Source organism: Siccibacter colletis (assembly GCF_000696575.1).
Taxonomy (GTDB): domain Bacteria; phylum Pseudomonadota; class Gammaproteobacteria; order Enterobacterales; family Enterobacteriaceae; genus Siccibacter; species Siccibacter colletis.
This window is the reverse complement of record NZ_JMSQ01000013.1, coordinates 74,946-92,483: the sequence shown is the minus strand read 5'-3', so window position 1 is coordinate 92,483 and position 17,538 is coordinate 74,946. Positions and strand designations below refer to the sequence as shown.

Sequence of the window (17,538 nt, the reverse complement as noted above, 5' to 3'; positions counted from 1 at the left end):
CCCCCTCTTTGGTCTTGCGACGTTATGCGGTATTAGCTACCGTTTCCAGTAGTTATCCCCCTCCATCAGGCAGATCCCCAGACATTACTCACCCGTCCGCCACTCGTCAGCAAAGCAGCAAGCTGCTTCCTGTTACCGTTCGACTTGCATGTGTTAGGCCTGCCGCCAGCGTTCAATCTGAGCCATGATCAAACTCTTCAATTTAAGTTTGATGCTCAAAGAATTAAACTTCGTAATGAATTACGTGTTCACTCTTGAGACTTGATAATGCTTTTTCGTCTTGCGACGTGAAAGATATCAGTGCCCCGAGTGCCCACACAGATTGTCTGATAAATTGTTAAAGAGCAGTGCCGCTTCGCTTATTTCTCAGCGGCGCGGGCTGCGTATACTACGCTATCCCGCTGTGGAGTCAAGCATTTATTTCGCTTGCCTTCACCTGACAGGCCGGCCTGTTCGCCGTTGTTCCGTGTCAGTGGAGGCGCATTATAGGGAGTTCTTTTTCCCTGACAACCCCTAATTTGAAAAAAGTTTTCAACCGTCTTTTTTTTACACAAAACCGCGTCAAACTGGCAGTTTTTCGAGCTTTTTAAAGCCGTAGCGCTCCAGAACGGGCATTAATTGCGCAGTTTCCGGGGTAAACGCCATGCAGTACGCAATGTTGCTGTCTGCCGATTCCGCTTTCGGCGCTTCATGTTCCAGCAGCCAGGCAGTGCGACGCGCGATAGCCGCCCCGGAATCAATCAGACGCGTACCTTCCGGCAGGACTGCCAGCAGTTCTTCCTGTAACAGCGGGAAGTGAGTGCAACCTAATACCACGGTATCCGGCGGCTCCGGCATCCGCAGCCACGGGCGCAGGATACGGCGCAGCTCCTCCAGCGACACCGGCTCGCCATGCAGCTTCGCTTCCGCCATTTCCACCAGCTCAGCCGATCCCAGCATTTCAATCTGGCACTCGGTTGCAAAACGGGCGATAAGTTCATGCGTATAAGGACGACGTACCGTGGCGCGGGTTGCCAGCAGGCCGACAACGCCATTCGCAGTAAGACGCGCCGCAGGTTTAATAGCGGGCACTACGCCTACCACCGGGAAGGGGAATTTGTCGCGCAGGGCCGGCAGCGACACGGTACTTGCCGTGTTGCAGGCGATGACCGCCAGCGCCAGCGGGTAACGCGCCTGAACAGCTGTCACGATCTCAACAACGCGTTCAACGATAAACGCTTCACTCTTCTCACCATAGGGAAAGGCAACGTTATCGAACGCGTAGATATAGTGCAGATCCGGCAAGAGCTGCCGGATCTCATCATAGACAGAGAGCCCACCCACACCGGAGTCAAACACCAGTACGGTTGGACGTGCCTCAGAAGGTGTAGCTGCCAGACAAAGTGTATTCTCGTCCTGCAGTAGCGTAGCCATATACCGTCTCGTACTCTTTATCGAACAGGTTGGCGATTTTACCACGAACTGTCAGAGCAGAGGTGACTGGATATGACACGGCGAGATCCCAGAGGCTGACGCCGCCCATCTCTACGGTGCGATAAGGTGACGCAGTGGTATCAACATCGTAACGTTTACCGATGTACTGATACGTTACATCCCACCCGAGGTGGTAGACATTACCGCTGAGGTTATATTTGACTTGTTGCTTAGCCCGACGATTAAGCACCTGGTCCGTTTCGTCATCGCGCGGATCGATATACTGAAGCGTCAGGCTATGCGCTACTGGCCCGGTTGAGATATTGCCCGTCCACTCAAGGCCTTTGATTGTGGCCGATTTGACGTTGTAGTAAGCGTCATTATCGTAAGACATAAGGTTCTGAATTTTGTATCGGTAAGCGGACAAGCGCCAGTCCAGAGGGCCGGTGAGGCCTTCGATTCCGGCTTCCCACTGCTTCGACTCCTCAGGTTGCAGGTCTGGATTAGCAGCTATGCCAAAACGCTCAGCGCCATACTGCTGACCCAGTGAAGGGGCGACGAAACCAGTACCGTATGAGAGCGTTACGCGATAATCGTCAACAAACTCCCAACCCGCAGCGGTCTGCCAGGTGCCGTGCCAGCCGAATTCATCATCATGATCTTCACGCCCGGACGCTTCCAGCGTCACGCGGTCAATCTGCTGCTGGCCGGTAAGGTACAGGCCGGTGTTATCTCTTTTATAGCTGTCTTTCGCGGGCGCACCGGTGAAGTCGGCACCATAAGATGTCAGGCGCTCCTGCTTCCAGTCGGCGCCTGCGCTTACAGAACCCTGGCCGATGACGACATTATTACCCCACTGGATATAACGCTGTTCCATATCATCCAGCGTCGTGCCGGTGTTATATCGCCCGGCGTAACTGCTGTAGTTGTAATCTTTGATACGCTGGTAGCTGGCAAGAAGTTGTGAAGAGTAAAGGCCGGAGTGGAAACGTAATCCCGTATCCCATGATTGTGAATAGTGCTGGTTTTCATCCCCACCGCCGTCATAACCCCAGCCGCCCTGATCGTAATCAGCATTATTCTTATAACCGTAGCTGCGGAAGAAACCATTGAAGTTATCGTTGAACGTATGCTCTACGCCACCCCAGAACAGTTTACTCCGATAACCGTCGCGATCCCGGTCCCCCGCATAGGTCGAATCGGGCTGCACGTTAAAACCATTAGTGGTTTGATACGCTCCCGCAGCGGTCACGATGGTATCGCCGAAGCGCTGACGTAGCGTACCATTGTACTCCTGATAGCCTTTCGAGCCGACGCCCGCGCCAACCTGAGAACGATCCTCGTCGCTTTGCGTAATAATATTGACTACGCCGCCAATCGCCCCCGAACCGTACACGGCGGAACGTGGCCCACGGATATATTCAACGCGCTGCACCAGCGAAACCGGAATTTGATAGAGATCAGAGTCGTTAGAAATACCCGGACGAGCGACGGGCACACCATCAACTAAAACCAGCACATGCCGCGACTCGGTACCACGTACGAATACTGAGGCCAGCTGCCCCATTCCCCCACTCTGAGCGACATCTACGCCGGGAAGGCGACGCATAACGTCCAGTACCGTTTTAGCCTGCCATTTATCAATCTGCTCGCGTGTCACAACGTCAGTCGGAGCCAGCACCGTATTAACCGGCTGCTGGAAACGGTTGGCGGTAACGACCAGGGTATCCGGGCTGCTGTCCTGCGCCCAGCCAGAAAATGCCGTGACGGACAGCGCCGACCACAGCGAAAGTTTTTTGATCATCATTAACTAAGCATCCGCTTATTATTATGGATGCCGCAGGCGCGATCGATAGCACGCGATAATCGAGCCTATTGCGACGTATTCCGGCAGGTCTTCGGACTTGGTGGCGTTGTTCGGATGAAGACTTCCCACTTTATTAGTAAGCAGTGTCTGCACCAGGCATTCATCCCGCCGCTCCTTACCGCTGCGCGTCAGCTCCAGATTTACACTGGATTCCCTTTTCACTCTCAGGAGACCGGAGCGAGCATGCTACCCGTAGCGGCATATAGATGTCCAGACTGCTATTGGCGGAGATGAAAAATCGAACAAAGCTGGACATCAGGCCCGCATTCCCTACAATCGCCCGCGTAATTTTTTATCACCAGGATGCCATGATGACCCCTGAACACCTCCCGATTGACCAATATGATGCGCAGCTCGATGAGAAAGTCCGCCGTCTGGAAAGTATGATGGCGCCCTTCGCGGCACCTGCGCCGGAGGTGTTCCGTTCGCCGGTGAGCCACTACCGGATGCGCGCTGAGTTCCGTATCTGGCACGACGGGGACGATCTTTACCACATCATCTTCGACAGCCAGACGCGCCAGCGTATCCGCGTGGAGCGTTTCCCGGCCGCCAGCGAAATGATCAACCAGCTGATGCCGGCCATGATTGAGAGCGTGCGCGACAACCGCATCCTGCGCCACAAGCTGTTCCAGATCGACTATCTCACTTCCATGAGCAATCAGGCGGTGATCTCGCTGCTCTACCATAAAAAGCTGGATGACGAGTGGCGCGAACAGGCCGCAGCGCTGCGCGACAGCCTGCGCGCACGCGGTTTCGACGTGCAGCTGATTGGCCGCGCCACCAAAACCAAAATCGAGCTGGATCGGGATTACATCGACGAGCGTCTGCCGGTAGCCGGTAAAGAGATGATTTATCGCCAGGTGGAAAACAGCTTTACCCAGCCTAACGCGGCGATGAATATTCAGATGCTGGAGTGGGCGCTGGACGCGACCACCGGTTCACGCGGCGACCTGCTGGAGCTGTATTGCGGCAACGGCAACTTCTCGCTGGCGCTGGCGCGCAACTTCGACCGCGTGCTGGCAACGGAAATCGCCAAACCATCGGTGGCCTCCGCGCAGTACAACATCGCCGCCAACCAGATCGACAACGTGCAGATTATCCGCATGGCGGCGGAAGAGTTTACCCAGGCGATGAACGGCGAGCGGGAATTCAACCGCCTGCAGGGGATCGACCTGAAAAGCTACCAGTGCGAGACGATCTTTGTCGATCCGCCGCGCAGCGGGCTGGATGATGACACGGTAAAGATGGTGCAGGCCTATCCGTCCATCCTTTATATCTCCTGCAACCCTGAAACGCTGTGCCGCAATCTGGAGACGCTGAGCCAGACGCACAACGTGTCGCGCCTGGCGCTGTTTGACCAGTTCCCGTATACCCATCATATGGAATGCGGCGTACTGCTGACCCGCAAATAAGAACACGGCCCTGCTGCAACGCGAGGGCCGTTTTTTTATTCTGACAGGCTGTTCCGGCGATTACGCAGCCGGAAGATAATCCAGAACAGCAGGATCACCGTCAGAATGGACGGCAGGAAGTTGGAGCCGATGGCCGGATATTCGGCGCGCACCACGGTGCTGTAAAGCAGCACGCCCAGCAGGAAGCAGGCGGCGGCGATGCCCGGTAGCCCCGGCGGCATAGTGCGGTTCTGGTAACGCTGATGCAGGCACCAGACCGAGAGCACCAGCGAGATAATCGGGAAGATAGAGAAAGGTACGATGGAGCTGAACAGCGCCGTAAACGTACCGTTAATGGAGAGGCCCGCCACCAGCGCCAGCAGCAGCGTGCCTTTTTCCTGAACAGAATTTCTCATCGCTCATCCTTTAATTTTCAACGTTTTGGGCAATTTTCTCTTGCTCTCGACGGTACCAGTAGTACGCCCCTTTCGCGATCATACGCAGCTGCAGCACCAGCCGCTCTTCCAGCTGGCGACGCTGTTCGATGCTGACGTCCAGCGCCTCCGCACCTGCGCTAAACACGATGGTGACCATGGCTTCCGCCTGCGCTTCAGTAAAGGCGCGCGGCATGTGATTTTCGAGTTCCAGATAGTCGGCGAGTTCCGCAATGAAGTGCTGGATTTCCCGGGCTACCGCAGCACGAAACGCCGCTGAGGTGCCGGAACGTTCGCGCAGCAGCAGGCGGAAGGCGTTCGGGTTGTTGCCGATAAATTCCATAAAGGTCGACACCGAGGTGCGAATCACGCTGCCGCCTTTGGCGATGCGCTGACGCGCCTGGCGCATCAGCTGGCGCAGCATGAGGCCGCTCTCATCAACCATTGTCAGCCCAAGCTCATCCACATCACGGAAGTGACGATAAAACGACGTCGGCGCGATCCCCGCCTCCCTTGCTACTTCACGCAGGCTAAGGCTGGCGAAACTCCGCTCCGCACTAAGCTGACTGAACGCGGCATCGACTAGCGTACGCCGGGTCCGTTCCTTTTGTTGCGCTCTTACACCCATCACGTTGCCTGCATCCTTATTTGTACTGCTGGTACTCTTGAGCGGTTCAAATTACCGGGTTTGGGGCGGATTGTGAATGGAAGATTTATGCCAGCGCACGCAGCGCACGCAAGGCCCGTCACGCCTGACGCAAAAGCCTGCCGTTTCGGTATATTTACCTTATGCCCATCCTTAATGAAGGGTATTCATTGGGTTATCCCCGGAGAGGTGTTACAATCTTGTTGCTTTTATGTATAAGAACAGGTACGCCTTACCATGCCACACACCTACGATTATGATGCAATAGTAATTGGTTCCGGCCCCGGCGGCGAAGGCGCTGCTATGGGGCTGGTTAAGCAGGGAGCCAGGGTCGCCGTGATTGAACGCTACCAGAGCGTCGGCGGCGGATGTACCCACTGGGGCACCATCCCGTCAAAAGCGCTCCGGCACGCTGTCAGCCGTATTATCGAATTCAAACAAAACCCGCTGTACAGTGAACACGCCCACCTTCTCCGCTCCTCTTTCGCCGACATTCTCAACCACGCCGACAACGTTATTAATCAGCAAACCCGCATGCGACAAGGGTTCTATGAGCGTAACTACTGCGAAATTCTGCAGGGCAGCGCCCATTTTGTTGATGAGCATACCCTGGCGCTGGAGTGCCCGGACGGCTCGGTGGAGACCCTGACAGCAGAGAAGTTCGTTATCGCCTGCGGCTCACGGCCTTACCACCCTGCCGACGTCGATTTTCACCATCCGCGCATCTACGACAGCGACTCAATTCTCAGCCTTCATCACGAGCCGAAACACGTCATTATCTATGGCGCAGGGGTGATTGGCTGCGAGTACGCGTCCATCTTCCGCGGCATGAACGTGAAAGTGGATCTGATTAACACCCGCGACCGTCTGCTGGCGTTCCTCGATCAGGAGATGTCCGACTCGCTCTCCTATCACTTCTGGAACAGCGGCGTGGTGATCCGCCACAACGAAGAGTACGAGAAGATAGAAGGGGTGGATGACGGCGTCATCGTGCACCTGAAATCGGGCAAAAAGGTGAAAGCCGACTGCCTGCTCTACGCCAACGGCCGTACCGGTAACGTCGACTCCCTGTCGCTGGAAAATATTGGCCTGGAGGCCGACGGGCGCGGGTTGCTGAAAGTGAACAGCATGTACCAGACCGCGCTGCCGCACGTTTACGCGGTGGGCGACGTCATTGGCTATCCGAGCCTGGCGTCTGCGGCCTACGACCAGGGTCGTATCGCGGCGCACGCCATGATCAAAGGCGAAGCGACGGCGCACCTGGTGGAAGATATTCCGACCGGTATCTATACCATTCCGGAGATCAGTTCGGTGGGCAAAACCGAGCAGCAGCTGACGTCGATGAAAGTGCCTTATGAAGTGGGTCGCGCCCAGTTTAAGCACCTGGCGCGGGCGCAGATTGTCGGCATGAACGTCGGAACGCTGAAGATCCTGTTCCATCGCGAAACGAAAGAGATTCTGGGGATCCACTGCTTTGGCGAGCGCGCGGCCGAGATTATTCATATCGGCCAGGCGATTATGGAGCAGAAAGGTGGCGGTAACACGATTGAGTACTTCGTTAACACCACCTTCAACTACCCGACGATGGCGGAAGCCTATCGGGTAGCGGCGCTGAACGGCTTAAACCGCCTGTTTTAATCCGCTGTCGAAATGGCCATCCATTGATTTACGGATGGCCTCTGCCAGCTGCTCATAGCGGCTGCGCAGCGGCGACCCCGGACGATAGACCAGCCCGATAGTACGACGCGGCTCCGGCTTATAGCACGGCAGATACACCACGCCATCTCGGCGGCGCTCCTGCGGTACGGCCAGCGACGGTAACAGCGTGATGCCGCTACCGGCGGCCACCATGTTACGCAGCGTCTCCAGGCTGGTGGCGCGGAAGTGGGTGTCTTCATCGGCTCCCGCTTCAAAACAGAAGCCCATCGCCTGATCGCGCAGGCAGTGCCCGTCTTCCAGCATCAGCAGTTTTTCACCGGCAAGATCCGACATCGGCACGCGGTCGCGGTTGGCCCACGGATGATCCTCATACACCGCCAGCATCATCGGCTCATCAAACAGCGGCACTTCGATAAAGGCTTCGCTCTCTTTCACCAGCGCCAGAATCGCACAGTCGAGCTTGCCGCTGTCGAGCTGTGCCAGCAGCTGATGGGTCTGCGCTTCATGCAGATACATCTCCAGCTTCGGGAAGGTCTGATGCAGCATCGGGATCACCAGCGGCAACAGATAGGGGCTGATGGTCGGGATCAGGCCGATATGCAGCGGGCCGGACATCGCCTCGCCCTGCTGGCTCGCCATCTCTTTCAGCACTTTCACTTCGCGCAGCACGGTCCGCGCCTGGTCCACCAGCAGCAGCCCGGCCTGGGTAAACAGCACTTTGCGGCTGGTGCGCTCAAGCAGCATCACGCCCAGCTCATCTTCAAGCTTACGAATTTGACCACTTAAGGTAGGCTGGCTGACGTGGCAGGCATCGGCTGCACGACGAAAATGACGATGCTCAGCAAGCGCCACCAGGTATTCAAGATCACGAATATTCATTACTTATCCTCCGCCGCCACGATAGTTCATGGCGATAGATATCATAGCAATCAACGATTATCCCTATCAAGCGTTATGGCTAATAATGCACCTACACAACGAGGCGGGCAGCACCATCCCTCATGCTGCTCTCCTGTGACAGAGTTCTCTCTGACCTGAATAACTAAAGCCAACGTGAACGTTTTAGCGGACAGTATGTCCGCTTTTTTTTTGCAAAAAAAAGCCCGGCGCAGGGCCAGGCTCTTCATTATTACCCTCAACACACCTTACACCAGACGCGCTTTCGCCTCGGCAATTGCCAGCGCGACCTGCGTCGGAGACACGCCGCCTTTCGCGGCGCGCTTATCGAGACAGGATTGCAGCGACAGGATGGGATAGACATCCTCCCCGATGCTGCTGAATTTCTGCAGATCCGCCAGCGCCAGCCCTTCCAGCGGTTTACCCTGGGCGATGGCTTCAACCACCGCTTCACCCACAATATGGTGTGCTTCGCGGAACGGTACGCCTTTGGCGACCAGATAATCCGCCAGTTCCGTGGCGTTCGCATAGCCCTGCTGCGCGGCGTCCTGGCAGCGCGGGCGCTTCACCTGAATACCGTCCAGTACCAGCGTTGCCATATGCAGACAGTCCAGCCAGGTGTCGAGCGCATCGAACAGCCCCTCTTTGTCTTCCTGCATGTCCTTGTTATAGGCCAGCGGCAGACCTTTCAGGGTCATCATCATGCCGGTCAGAGCGCCCTGCACCCGTCCGCATTTACCGCGGATAAGCTCCAGCGCATCCGGGTTTTTCTTCTGCGGCATCAGGGACGAGCCAGAGGTTACGCGGTCGGACAACTCAACGAACCCGGCCTCGCCGGAGTTGAAGAAAATCAGGTCTTCAGCGAAGCGCGACAGGTGAACCATGCCGATGGAGGCATCGGACAACAACTCCAGTACGTGGTCACGATCGGAAACGCTGTCGAGGCTGTTGCGGGTTGCCGAGGCAAATCCGAGCCAGCCGGCGAGCTGTTCACGATCGATCTCATACGCCGTGCCTGCCAGCGCACCACTCCCCAGAGGGCTGACATCCAGACGTTTGAGCGTATCCTGCAGACGGCTCTCATCGCGCGCCAGCATTTCCACGTAAGCCAGGCACCAGTGCGCAAAGGTCACCGGCTGGGCACGCTGAAGATGGGTGTAACCCGGCATCACCGCGTCCTGATTATTCGCTGCGGTCTCCACCAGCGCGCTTTGTAACTGACGGCTCGCCGCCAGCAGTTCGCTGACCTGCATCTTGCACCACAGCTTCAGATCGGTTGCCACCTGGTCGTTACGGCTGCGGCCGGTGTGCAGCTTTTTACCGAGCGGGCCGACTTTGTCGATAAGCTTGCCTTCCACCCAGCTGTGAATATCTTCGGCATCGCTTTGCAGGATCTGCGCCGGATCCGCCTGAACTTCTTCAAGCAGCACGCGCAGCGCCTCTTCCAGCTGCGCCTGCTCGGCGGCAGTGAGTACGCCAACGGTCACCAGCGCTTTGGACCAGGCGACAGAGCCAACGATATCCTGCTCTGCCAGGCGGTAATCAAAGCGCAACGAGTCGTTGAACTGTTTGAACCGCTGATCCGCTGCCTGTGTAAAACGTCCACCCCAAAGTGCCATAACCTGCTCCGTAACTTTTTATCCTGACATAAACGGCGGGTGCGCTCATGCTTCCCCGCCCTACAACGATGCCTGCTTTTATCCGGCGGGTTAGCGCAGCGCTACCCGCCATTGCGGCTAATGCCTGATTACTTCTTCTGCTCGTTCAGCGCACGGATGCGGGAAGAGAGCGAGAACAGACGGATAAAGCCGCCCGCGTGGCTGTGGTCGTAAACTTCATCTTCTCCGAAGGTCGCGAACTCTTCGCTATACAGGCTGTTCGGCGATTTCTTCTGAATCGCGGTCACCTGGCCTTTATAGAGCTGCAGCACCACTTCGCCATTCACCTGCTCCGCCAGGGATTCTGCCGCCGCCTGCAGGGACTGACGCAGCGGCGCGAACCAGCGACCGTCATACACGACGTAGGACATCTCAAGGCCAACCTGCTCGCGCCATTTGAAGCTGTCGCGATCCAGCACCAGCTGCTCCACGCCGCGCAGGGCTGCCATCATGATGGTGCCGCCCGGGGTTTCATAGCAGCCGCGGGACTTGATACCCACCAGACGGTTTTCCACGATATCGATACGGCCTACCCCGTGCTTCGCACCGATTTTGTTCAGCACTTCGAGGCACTGGAACGGGCTGTGGCGTTCGCCGTTAACGGCAACCACGTTGCCTTTCTCAACGGTAACGGTGACCTGCTCCGGCTGATCCGGGGCTTCCAGCGGATCGACGGTCCATACCCAGCAGTCTTTGTTCGGGGCATTCCACGGACTTTCCAGCACGCCGCCTTCGGTCGAGATGTGCCAGGCGTTCTCATCGCGGCTGTAGATTTTTTCCAGCGACGCGGTGGTCGGAATGTCACGCTCTTTCAGGTAATCGAGCAGCGCTTCACGGGAACGCAGGTTCCACTCACGCCACGGGGCGATCACTTTCAGATGAGGTGCCAGCGCCGCCCAGGCGGATTCAAAACGCACCTGGTCGTTACCTTTCCCGGTTGCGCCGTGGCACAGCGCGTCGGCACCCACTTTGGTTGCCACATCCACCAGCGCTTTGGCGATCAGTGGACGTGCCATTGAGGTACCCAGCAGATAGCTGCCTTCATACAGCGCACCGGTCTGCAGCACCGGGTAGACGTAATCCTTGATGAACTCTTCGCGGGCATCCACCACGTAGCATTCGGTCGCACCTGAGCGCAGCGCTTTCTGCTCAACACCTTTCAGGTCATCACGATCCTGGCCGATATCCACCACGCAGGCCACCACTTCACAACCTGCATAGTTTTCCTGCAGCCAGGGAATGATGGCCGAGGTGTCGAGGCCGCCGGAGTATGCCAGTACAACTTTTTTTATGCCGTGGTTTTGCATTGTTTGTTTCCTTAAAAAATCTGTCATCACGCTAAAATGCGGGTGCCAATCGACACCCCATTAAATAAAGAGGGCAGCTGCTCGGCGTGACGCCATGAGGCGATATCCACCGGGCGGCCCAGAGTACGGGCGGCGTCCAGCGCCGCGTTCACTTTGACAATCATGCCGTCGGTGATAATGCCCTGCTCGATAAGCTGCTGCGCTTTGGCGGTGGTCACTTCCGCGATGCGCTGGCCTTTGCCGTCCAGAATGCCGCTGACGTCGGAAAGCAGGATCAGATCCGCCCCCAGGGTGGCGGCCAGTGCGGTGGCAGCCTGGTCGGCGTTGACGTTCATCAGCTCACCGTCTGCGGTGACGCCAATAGAGCTGATAACCGGCAGGTAACCCGCCTCAAGCAGCGTGTTGATAAGTTTTGGCGAACCCGGTTCCGCCTGGCCAACGTGGCCGAGGCTTTCGTCAAGCTGGGTTACCTTCACGCTGTCGCCGTCGCCCAGAAACAGGCCGACTGAGGCGATGTCATGCTTCTTCGCCCAGGCCAGCAGGGTTTTGTTGGCGGACCCGGCCAGCGCGCCGGTGATGATGTCAATCTGGTCCGCAGGCGTGACGCGCAAACCGTTTTTCTTGGTAACCGGCAGGTTAAGCTGCTTCATCAGATCGTCCACCACGCAGCCGCCGCCGTGCACGATAACCAGCGGGCGCTGATGCGCCTGACGATAGTTGACCAGCGCGGTAAACAGGCGCTCCAGCGCCTCTTCGCTGTCCAGTAATACGCCGCCTAACTTGATAATTAACGGGTTCATCATCTCACCTGACTGTTAAATAAGTGACTGCGTTTCGGCAAAGCCAAAACGGATATTCGCGCACTGCATCGCCTGGGCCGCCGCACCTTTCAGCAGGTTGTCTTCCGCCGCTACCACGATGATGTGCTCATCTTTTACCGCAAAGCCGATGTCGCAGAACGGCAGGCCGACCACGTTTTTCAGCGCCGGAACGCCTTTGTCATAGAGGCGCACCAGCGGTTTATCGCCGTAGGCATGCAGGAACACCGCCGCGACCTGGTCATGGGTCACACCCGGCTTCAGGCGGCAGGTGATGGTTTCGAGGATCCCGCGCGGGAAGTTGCCAAGGTGCGGCGTAAAGATCACCGGTGCGCCGAGGTGCACCGCGATCTCCGGGTGATGACGATGGTGAAACACGCCGTAGGGTTGCAGGCTCACTTCACAGAAGCTGTTGGAGAGCGCCGCTTTACGCCCGGCACCGCTGACGCCGCTGGTGGCGTTGATCACCGGCCACTGGTTGAGATCCAGTAAATCCGCGTCGATCAGCGGCCTGAGCGACAGCTGCGCTGCGGTTGGGTAACAGCCCGGCACCGCCACCAGCGTCGCTTCTTTAATCTGGTCATGATTCCACTCCGCCAGCCCGTACACCGCCTGCGCCAGCAGATCGGGATGCTGATGGGTGAAACCGTAATAGGTGTCATAGAACGCCGGATCGTTGACGCGGAACGCGCCGGAGAGATCGAACACCACACAGCCTGCCTTGAGGAACTGCGGAGCGAGGTCGTGACTCACTTCATGAGCGGTGGCGAGAAACACCACATCGGCCTGGCTGAATTCGCTGATGTCGTCCATCGGCTGCAGCGGGAGATCGACAATCCCCTTCAGCTGCGGATGCAGATCGGAGATTAACTTTCCCGCATCATTGCTTTGCGCTGAGACCGTCAAAGCGGTTATGGTCATATGTGGATGGCGATTCACATAAGCCACAAGCTCTGCGCCAGCATACCCACTGGCACCAACAATCAGGGTTTTCAACATCGGGGCTAAACCTTCTTACGTCATTTGCTTCAGGCGCTGGCTGGCGGGCCCAGGCCACGTCAGTGAGCGAGGTTTGAATCACCGAAGCGAAACGAATTCCTTTACGCTCAACGTTATTGTATTTTTATTCATAAATTCTGCATGAATATTGATACTATCCGACCTGAGGTATGTCAACAGTGAAAATGAAATTACCACCATTTATCGAGATTTACCGTGCGTTGATCGCCACACCATCCATCAGCGCAACCGAGGAGTCTCTCGATCAGAGTAATGCGTCTTTAATCAATCTGCTGGCCGGGTGGTTCAAAGAACTGGGATTCAACGTTGAAGTGCAGCCGGTGCCGGGTACGCGCAATAAATTCAACATGCTGGCGAGTACTGGCCAGGGCGCGGGCGGTCTGCTGCTGGCAGGGCATACCGATACCGTACCCTTTGATGACGGGCGCTGGACCCGCGATCCGTTCACCCTGACCGAGCACGACAACAAGCTCTACGGGCTGGGCACCGCCGACATGAAGGGCTTTTTCGCCTTTATTCTTGATGCGCTGCGTGACGTGGATGTGACGCAGCTGAAAAAGCCGCTCTACATTCTGGCAACTGCGGATGAAGAGACCACCATGGCGGGGGCGCGCTACTTTGCCGAAACCACGGCGCTGCGTCCGGACTGCGCGATTATCGGCGAGCCGACGTCCCTTCAGCCGGTACGGGCGCACAAGGGGCATATCTCCAACGCCATTCGCGTGCTGGGCCAGTCGGGCCACTCCAGCGATCCGGCGCGCGGCGTGAATGCCATTGAGCTGATGCACGAGGCCATCACCCACATCATGGCGCTGCGCGACAGTCTGAAAGAGCGCTACCACTATGATGCGTTCACCGTGCCGTATCCGACGTTGAACCTCGGTCACATTCACGGCGGCGACGCAGCGAACCGCATCTGCGCCTGCTGCGAGCTGCACATGGATATCCGTCCGCTGCCGGGTATGACGCTCAACGATCTTAACGGCCTGCTGAGTGAAGCGCTGGAGCCGGTAAGCAGCCGCTGGCCGGGGCGTATTAATCTCGCCGAACTGCACCCGCCCATTCCGGGCTATGAGTGTCCGCCGGATCACCAGCTGGTGCAGGTAGTGGAAAAGCTGCTCGGCGCCCAGACGGACGTGGTGAACTACTGTACCGAAGCACCCTTTATTCAGACGCTATGCCCGACGCTGGTGCTCGGCCCGGGCTCAATCAACCAGGCCCACCAGCCGGATGAGTACATCGAAACGCGCTTCATCAAGCCGACGCGCGAGCTGATTGGTCAGGTAGTGCATCACTTCTGCTGGCATTAGTGATAACAGCGGGTGCCTGGTGCACCCGCCACGCTCTGCCGTCCCCGCGTTATCGCATTAACCCCTGCACGTACGCCAAAACCCAGGCCGATTCACTGCCTGTCACGCCGCTCGCAGACGCTGCCACTACACATCCGCACGCGTGCTTTTACACAATTTTCATAAGTGTTACTTATCTGCAACCCGATGAATTAACTTTCATAAATTGACGCACTTTATTCAGCTGCTGAACCGTTTTCGCAGCAATTGACGAGGGGGTTTTTACGTGGCTTTATAAAAGACGGTGTCTGATATTCGCCATTTTTTGCGCAGCGCGTTGCTGGCAACCGGAACGCGGCGGATATAACAAAATAAAATGTAACGGGGTGTCTGGGGTCATATGAACGAACAATATTCGGCTTTGCGAAGTAATGTCAGTATGCTCGGAAAACTACTCGGGGATACTATCAAGGATGCGCTGGGAGAACACATTCTTGACCGCGTTGAGACCATTCGTAAGTTGTCCAAGTCTTCCCGCGCTGGCAACGACGCAGACCGTCAGGAGTTGCTGACAACACTGCAGAACCTGTCTAACGATGAGCTGCTGCCGGTCGCTCGCGCTTTCAGCCAGTTTCTTAATCTCGCTAATACCGCCGAGCAGTTCCATAGCATTTCGTCGAAAGGCGAAGGCGCGAGCAACCCGGAAATCATCGCCCGCACCCTGCGCAAGCTGAAAGACCAGCCGGAGCTTAACGATGCCGCCATCAAGGCCGCCGTCGAGTCGCTGTCGCTGGAGCTGGTGCTGACCGCGCACCCCACCGAAATTACCCGTCGTACCCTGATCCACAAAATGGTGGAAGTGAATAACTGCTTAAAGCAGCTCGACCATAAGGATCTGTCGGATTACGACCGCAACCAGATTATGCGTCGCCTGCGTCAGCTGCTGGCCCAGTCGTGGCACACCGATGAAATCCGCAAATATCGTCCCAGCCCTATCGATGAGGCCAAGTGGGGCTTTGCGGTGGTGGAAAACAGCCTGTGGGAAGGTATTCCCAACTACCTGCGCGAGCTGAACGACCAGCTGACCGAGCATCTGGATTACCGGCTGCCGGTGGATTTTGTGCCGGTGCGTTTTACCTCCTGGATGGGCGGCGACCGCGACGGTAACCCGAACGTCACCGCCGACATCACCCGTCATGCTCTGCTGCTCAGCCGCTGGAAAGCCACCGACCTGTTCCTGAAAGATATTCAGGTGCTGATCTCCGAGCTGTCGATGGTGGAGTGTTCCGACGGCCTGCGTGAATACGTGGGTGCCGAAGGGGCGCAGGAGCCGTACCGCTATCTGCTTAAAGGGCTGCGCGGTCAGCTGCTGGAAACCCAGGCCTGGCTGGAAGCGCGCCTGAAAGGCCAGAAGCTGCCGAAACCAAAAGGCCTGCTGACCCAGAACGAACAGCTGTGGGAGCCGCTTTACGCCTGCTACCAGTCGCTGCTGGCCTGCGGCATGAGCATTATCGCCAACGGCGAGCTGCTTGATACCCTGCGCCGCGTGAAAGCCTTCGGCGTGCCGCTGGTGCGCATTGATATCCGTCAGGAGAGCACCCGTCATACCCAGGCGCTGGGCGAGCTGACCCGCTATCTCGGCATCGGCGATTACGAAAACTGGTCTGAGGCCGACAAACAGGCGTTCCTGATCCGTGAACTGAACTCCAAACGCCCGCTGCTGCCGCGTAACTGGGAGCCAGGCGAAGAGACGCGCGAAGTGCTCGATACCTGCAAGGTAATCGCCGAAGCGCCACAGGGGTCGATCGCGGCGTACGTAATTTCCATGGCGAAAACCCCGTCCGACGTGCTGGCCGTGCACCTGCTGCTGAAAGAGGCAGGGATCAGTTTCGCGCTGCCGGTCGCGCCGCTGTTTGAAACCCTCGACGACCTGAACAACGCCAACGATGTCATGACCCAGCTGCTGAACATCGACTGGTATCGCGGCTTTATTCAGGGCAAACAGATGGTGATGATTGGCTACTCCGACTCCGCAAAAGATGCGGGCGTGATGGCCGCCTCCTGGGCGCAATATCAGGCGCAGGACGCCCTGATCAAAACCTGTGAAAAAGCGGGCATTGCTCTGACCCTGTTCCACGGTCGCGGCGGCTCCATTGGCCGCGGCGGCGCTCCGGCGCATGCGGCACTGCTCTCTCAGCCGCCGGGCAGCCTGAAAGGCGGTCTGCGCGTGACCGAGCAGGGCGAGATGATCCGTTTCAAATACGGCCTGCCGGAAGTGACCATCAGCAGCCTGTCGCTCTACACCAGCGCGATTCTGGAAGCCAACCTGTTGCCGCCGCCGGAGCCGAAAGCGAGCTGGCGTCAAATTATGGATGAGCTCTCCACCATCTCCTGCGAGATGTATCGTGGCTACGTGCGTGAGAATGACAAATTCGTGCCCTATTTCCGTTCCGCCACGCCGGAACTGGAGTTGGGCAAACTGCCGCTCGGTTCGCGTCCCGCCAAGCGCCGTCCAAACGGCGGCGTCGAGTCTCTGCGCGCCATCCCGTGGATTTTCGCCTGGACCCAGAACCGCCTGATGCTGCCTGCCTGGCTTGGTGCCGGTGCGGCGCTGCAAAAAGTGGTGGACGACGGCAAGCTGGGCGAGCTGGAAACCATGTGCAGCGACTGGCCGTTCTTCTCGACGCGCCTCGGCATGCTGGAGATGGTGTTCGCCAAAGCCGACCTGTGGCTGGCAGAGTACTACGATCAGCGCCTGGTAAAACCAGAGCTCTGGTCACTCGGCCAGGAGCTGCGCGCGCAGCTGGAAGCCGACATCAGCGTGGTGCTGGATATCGCCAACGATTCCCACCTGATGGCGGACCTGCCGTGGATCGCTGAATCCATCATGCTGCGTAATATCTATACCGATCCGCTGAACGTATTGCAGGCCGAATTGCTGCACCGTTCGCGTCAGGCGGAAGAAGCCGGTGAGGAACCAGATGCCCGCGTTGAGCAGGCGCTGATGGTGACCATTGCTGGCGTCGCGGCGGGGATGCGTAACACCGGCTAACCGTAAGTTATCTATGCGTTAACCCGGCCCTGCGCCGGGTTAATTCCGCGCTAAATTTCCCTGTCATTTTTCCGTCACATTGCATAT

At 57.5% G+C, this 17,538-nt stretch carries 13 protein-coding genes, 1 rRNA gene and 1 riboswitch; of the genes, 4 read left to right on the top strand and 10 right to left on the bottom strand.

Translation table 11 applies throughout. The annotated features are described in order from the left end of the window. The 3 genes from ET34_RS0114960 to btuB form a co-directional block, all read right to left on the bottom strand. A 16S ribosomal RNA gene (locus ET34_RS0114960) occupies positions 1 to 204 on the bottom strand; the annotation flags it as partial. 357 nt (positions 205 to 561) lie between these two features. After that, entirely contained in the window at positions 562 to 1,413 is an 852-nt protein-coding gene (gene murI / locus ET34_RS0114955; RefSeq protein WP_031523383.1) for a glutamate racemase, read from the bottom strand. After that, entirely contained in the window at positions 1,358 to 3,217 is a 1,860-nt protein-coding gene (gene btuB / locus ET34_RS0114950; RefSeq protein WP_031523381.1) for a TonB-dependent vitamin B12 receptor BtuB, read from the bottom strand. Before btuB ends, murI begins: the two co-directional genes overlap by 56 nt. Positions 3,218 to 3,285: 68 nt before the next feature. Then, positions 3,286 to 3,472: riboswitch (cobalamin riboswitch) on the bottom strand. A 119-nt stretch (positions 3,473 to 3,591) separates the two neighbouring features. On the opposite strand from btuB, the gene trmA reads away from it, so the two are divergent. Further along, on the top strand, positions 3,592 to 4,692 hold the full coding sequence (trmA, locus tag ET34_RS0114945) for a tRNA (uridine(54)-C5)-methyltransferase TrmA (protein ID WP_031523379.1): 1,101 nt from the start codon (positions 3,592 to 3,594) through the stop codon (positions 4,690 to 4,692). Between the two features lie 35 nt (positions 4,693 to 4,727). On the opposite strand, the gene ET34_RS0114940 is transcribed toward trmA, so the two are convergent. Together ET34_RS0114940 and fabR are read right to left on the bottom strand one after the other, a co-directional pair. Beyond that, positions 4,728 to 5,087 (bottom strand): YijD family membrane protein, encoded by a 360-nt coding sequence (locus tag ET34_RS0114940; protein WP_031523377.1) that lies wholly within the window; start codon positions 5,085 to 5,087, stop codon positions 4,728 to 4,730. 10 nt (positions 5,088 to 5,097) lie between these two features. Further along, the gene (fabR, locus tag ET34_RS0114935; RefSeq protein ID WP_035891484.1) at positions 5,098 to 5,736 is read right to left on the bottom strand and encodes an HTH-type transcriptional repressor FabR; all 639 of its coding nucleotides are present in this window, start codon (positions 5,734 to 5,736) and stop codon (positions 5,098 to 5,100) included. 252 nt (positions 5,737 to 5,988) lie between these two features. Here fabR and sthA point away from each other — a divergent pair, with 252 nt between their 5' ends. After that, positions 5,989 to 7,389, top strand: coding sequence for a Si-specific NAD(P)(+) transhydrogenase (gene sthA, locus ET34_RS0114930; protein ID WP_031523374.1), 1,401 nt, complete (start codon positions 5,989 to 5,991; stop codon positions 7,387 to 7,389). On the opposite strand, the gene oxyR is transcribed toward sthA, so the two are convergent. The 5 genes from oxyR to argC form a co-directional block, all read right to left on the bottom strand. Continuing rightward, on the bottom strand, positions 7,372 to 8,289 hold the full coding sequence (gene oxyR / locus ET34_RS0114925) for a DNA-binding transcriptional regulator OxyR (protein ID WP_031523372.1): 918 nt from the start codon (positions 8,287 to 8,289) through the stop codon (positions 7,372 to 7,374). The genes sthA and oxyR overlap by 18 nt on opposite strands. Before the next feature lie 266 nt (positions 8,290 to 8,555). Continuing rightward, positions 8,556 to 9,926, bottom strand: coding sequence for an argininosuccinate lyase (gene argH, locus ET34_RS0114920; RefSeq protein WP_031523371.1), 1,371 nt, complete (start codon positions 9,924 to 9,926; stop codon positions 8,556 to 8,558). Between the two features lie 128 nt (positions 9,927 to 10,054). After that, a complete protein-coding gene (locus ET34_RS0114915) occupies positions 10,055 to 11,272 on the bottom strand; it encodes an argininosuccinate synthase (protein WP_031523369.1) in 1,218 nt (405 codons plus the stop codon). Positions 11,273 to 11,298: 26 nt separating this feature from the next. Next, positions 11,299 to 12,075, bottom strand: a complete 777-nt coding sequence (gene argB / locus ET34_RS0114910) for an acetylglutamate kinase (RefSeq protein WP_152548399.1) — start codon at positions 12,073 to 12,075, stop codon at positions 11,299 to 11,301. 12 nt (positions 12,076 to 12,087) lie between these two features. After that, positions 12,088 to 13,089, bottom strand: coding sequence for an N-acetyl-gamma-glutamyl-phosphate reductase (gene argC, locus ET34_RS0114905; RefSeq protein WP_031523365.1), 1,002 nt, complete (start codon positions 13,087 to 13,089; stop codon positions 12,088 to 12,090). Between the two features lie 179 nt (positions 13,090 to 13,268). On the opposite strand from argC, the gene argE reads away from it, so the two are divergent. Next, positions 13,269 to 14,420, top strand: coding sequence for an acetylornithine deacetylase (gene argE / locus ET34_RS0114900; RefSeq protein ID WP_031523363.1), 1,152 nt, complete (start codon positions 13,269 to 13,271; stop codon positions 14,418 to 14,420). 379 nt (positions 14,421 to 14,799) lie between these two features. Further along, positions 14,800 to 17,451 carry a phosphoenolpyruvate carboxylase gene (gene ppc / locus ET34_RS0114895; protein WP_031523361.1) on the top strand — a complete coding sequence of 884 codons (2,652 nt, stop codon included), beginning with the start codon at positions 14,800 to 14,802 and terminating at the stop codon, positions 17,449 to 17,451. Positions 17,452 to 17,538: the final 87 nt, after the last annotated feature.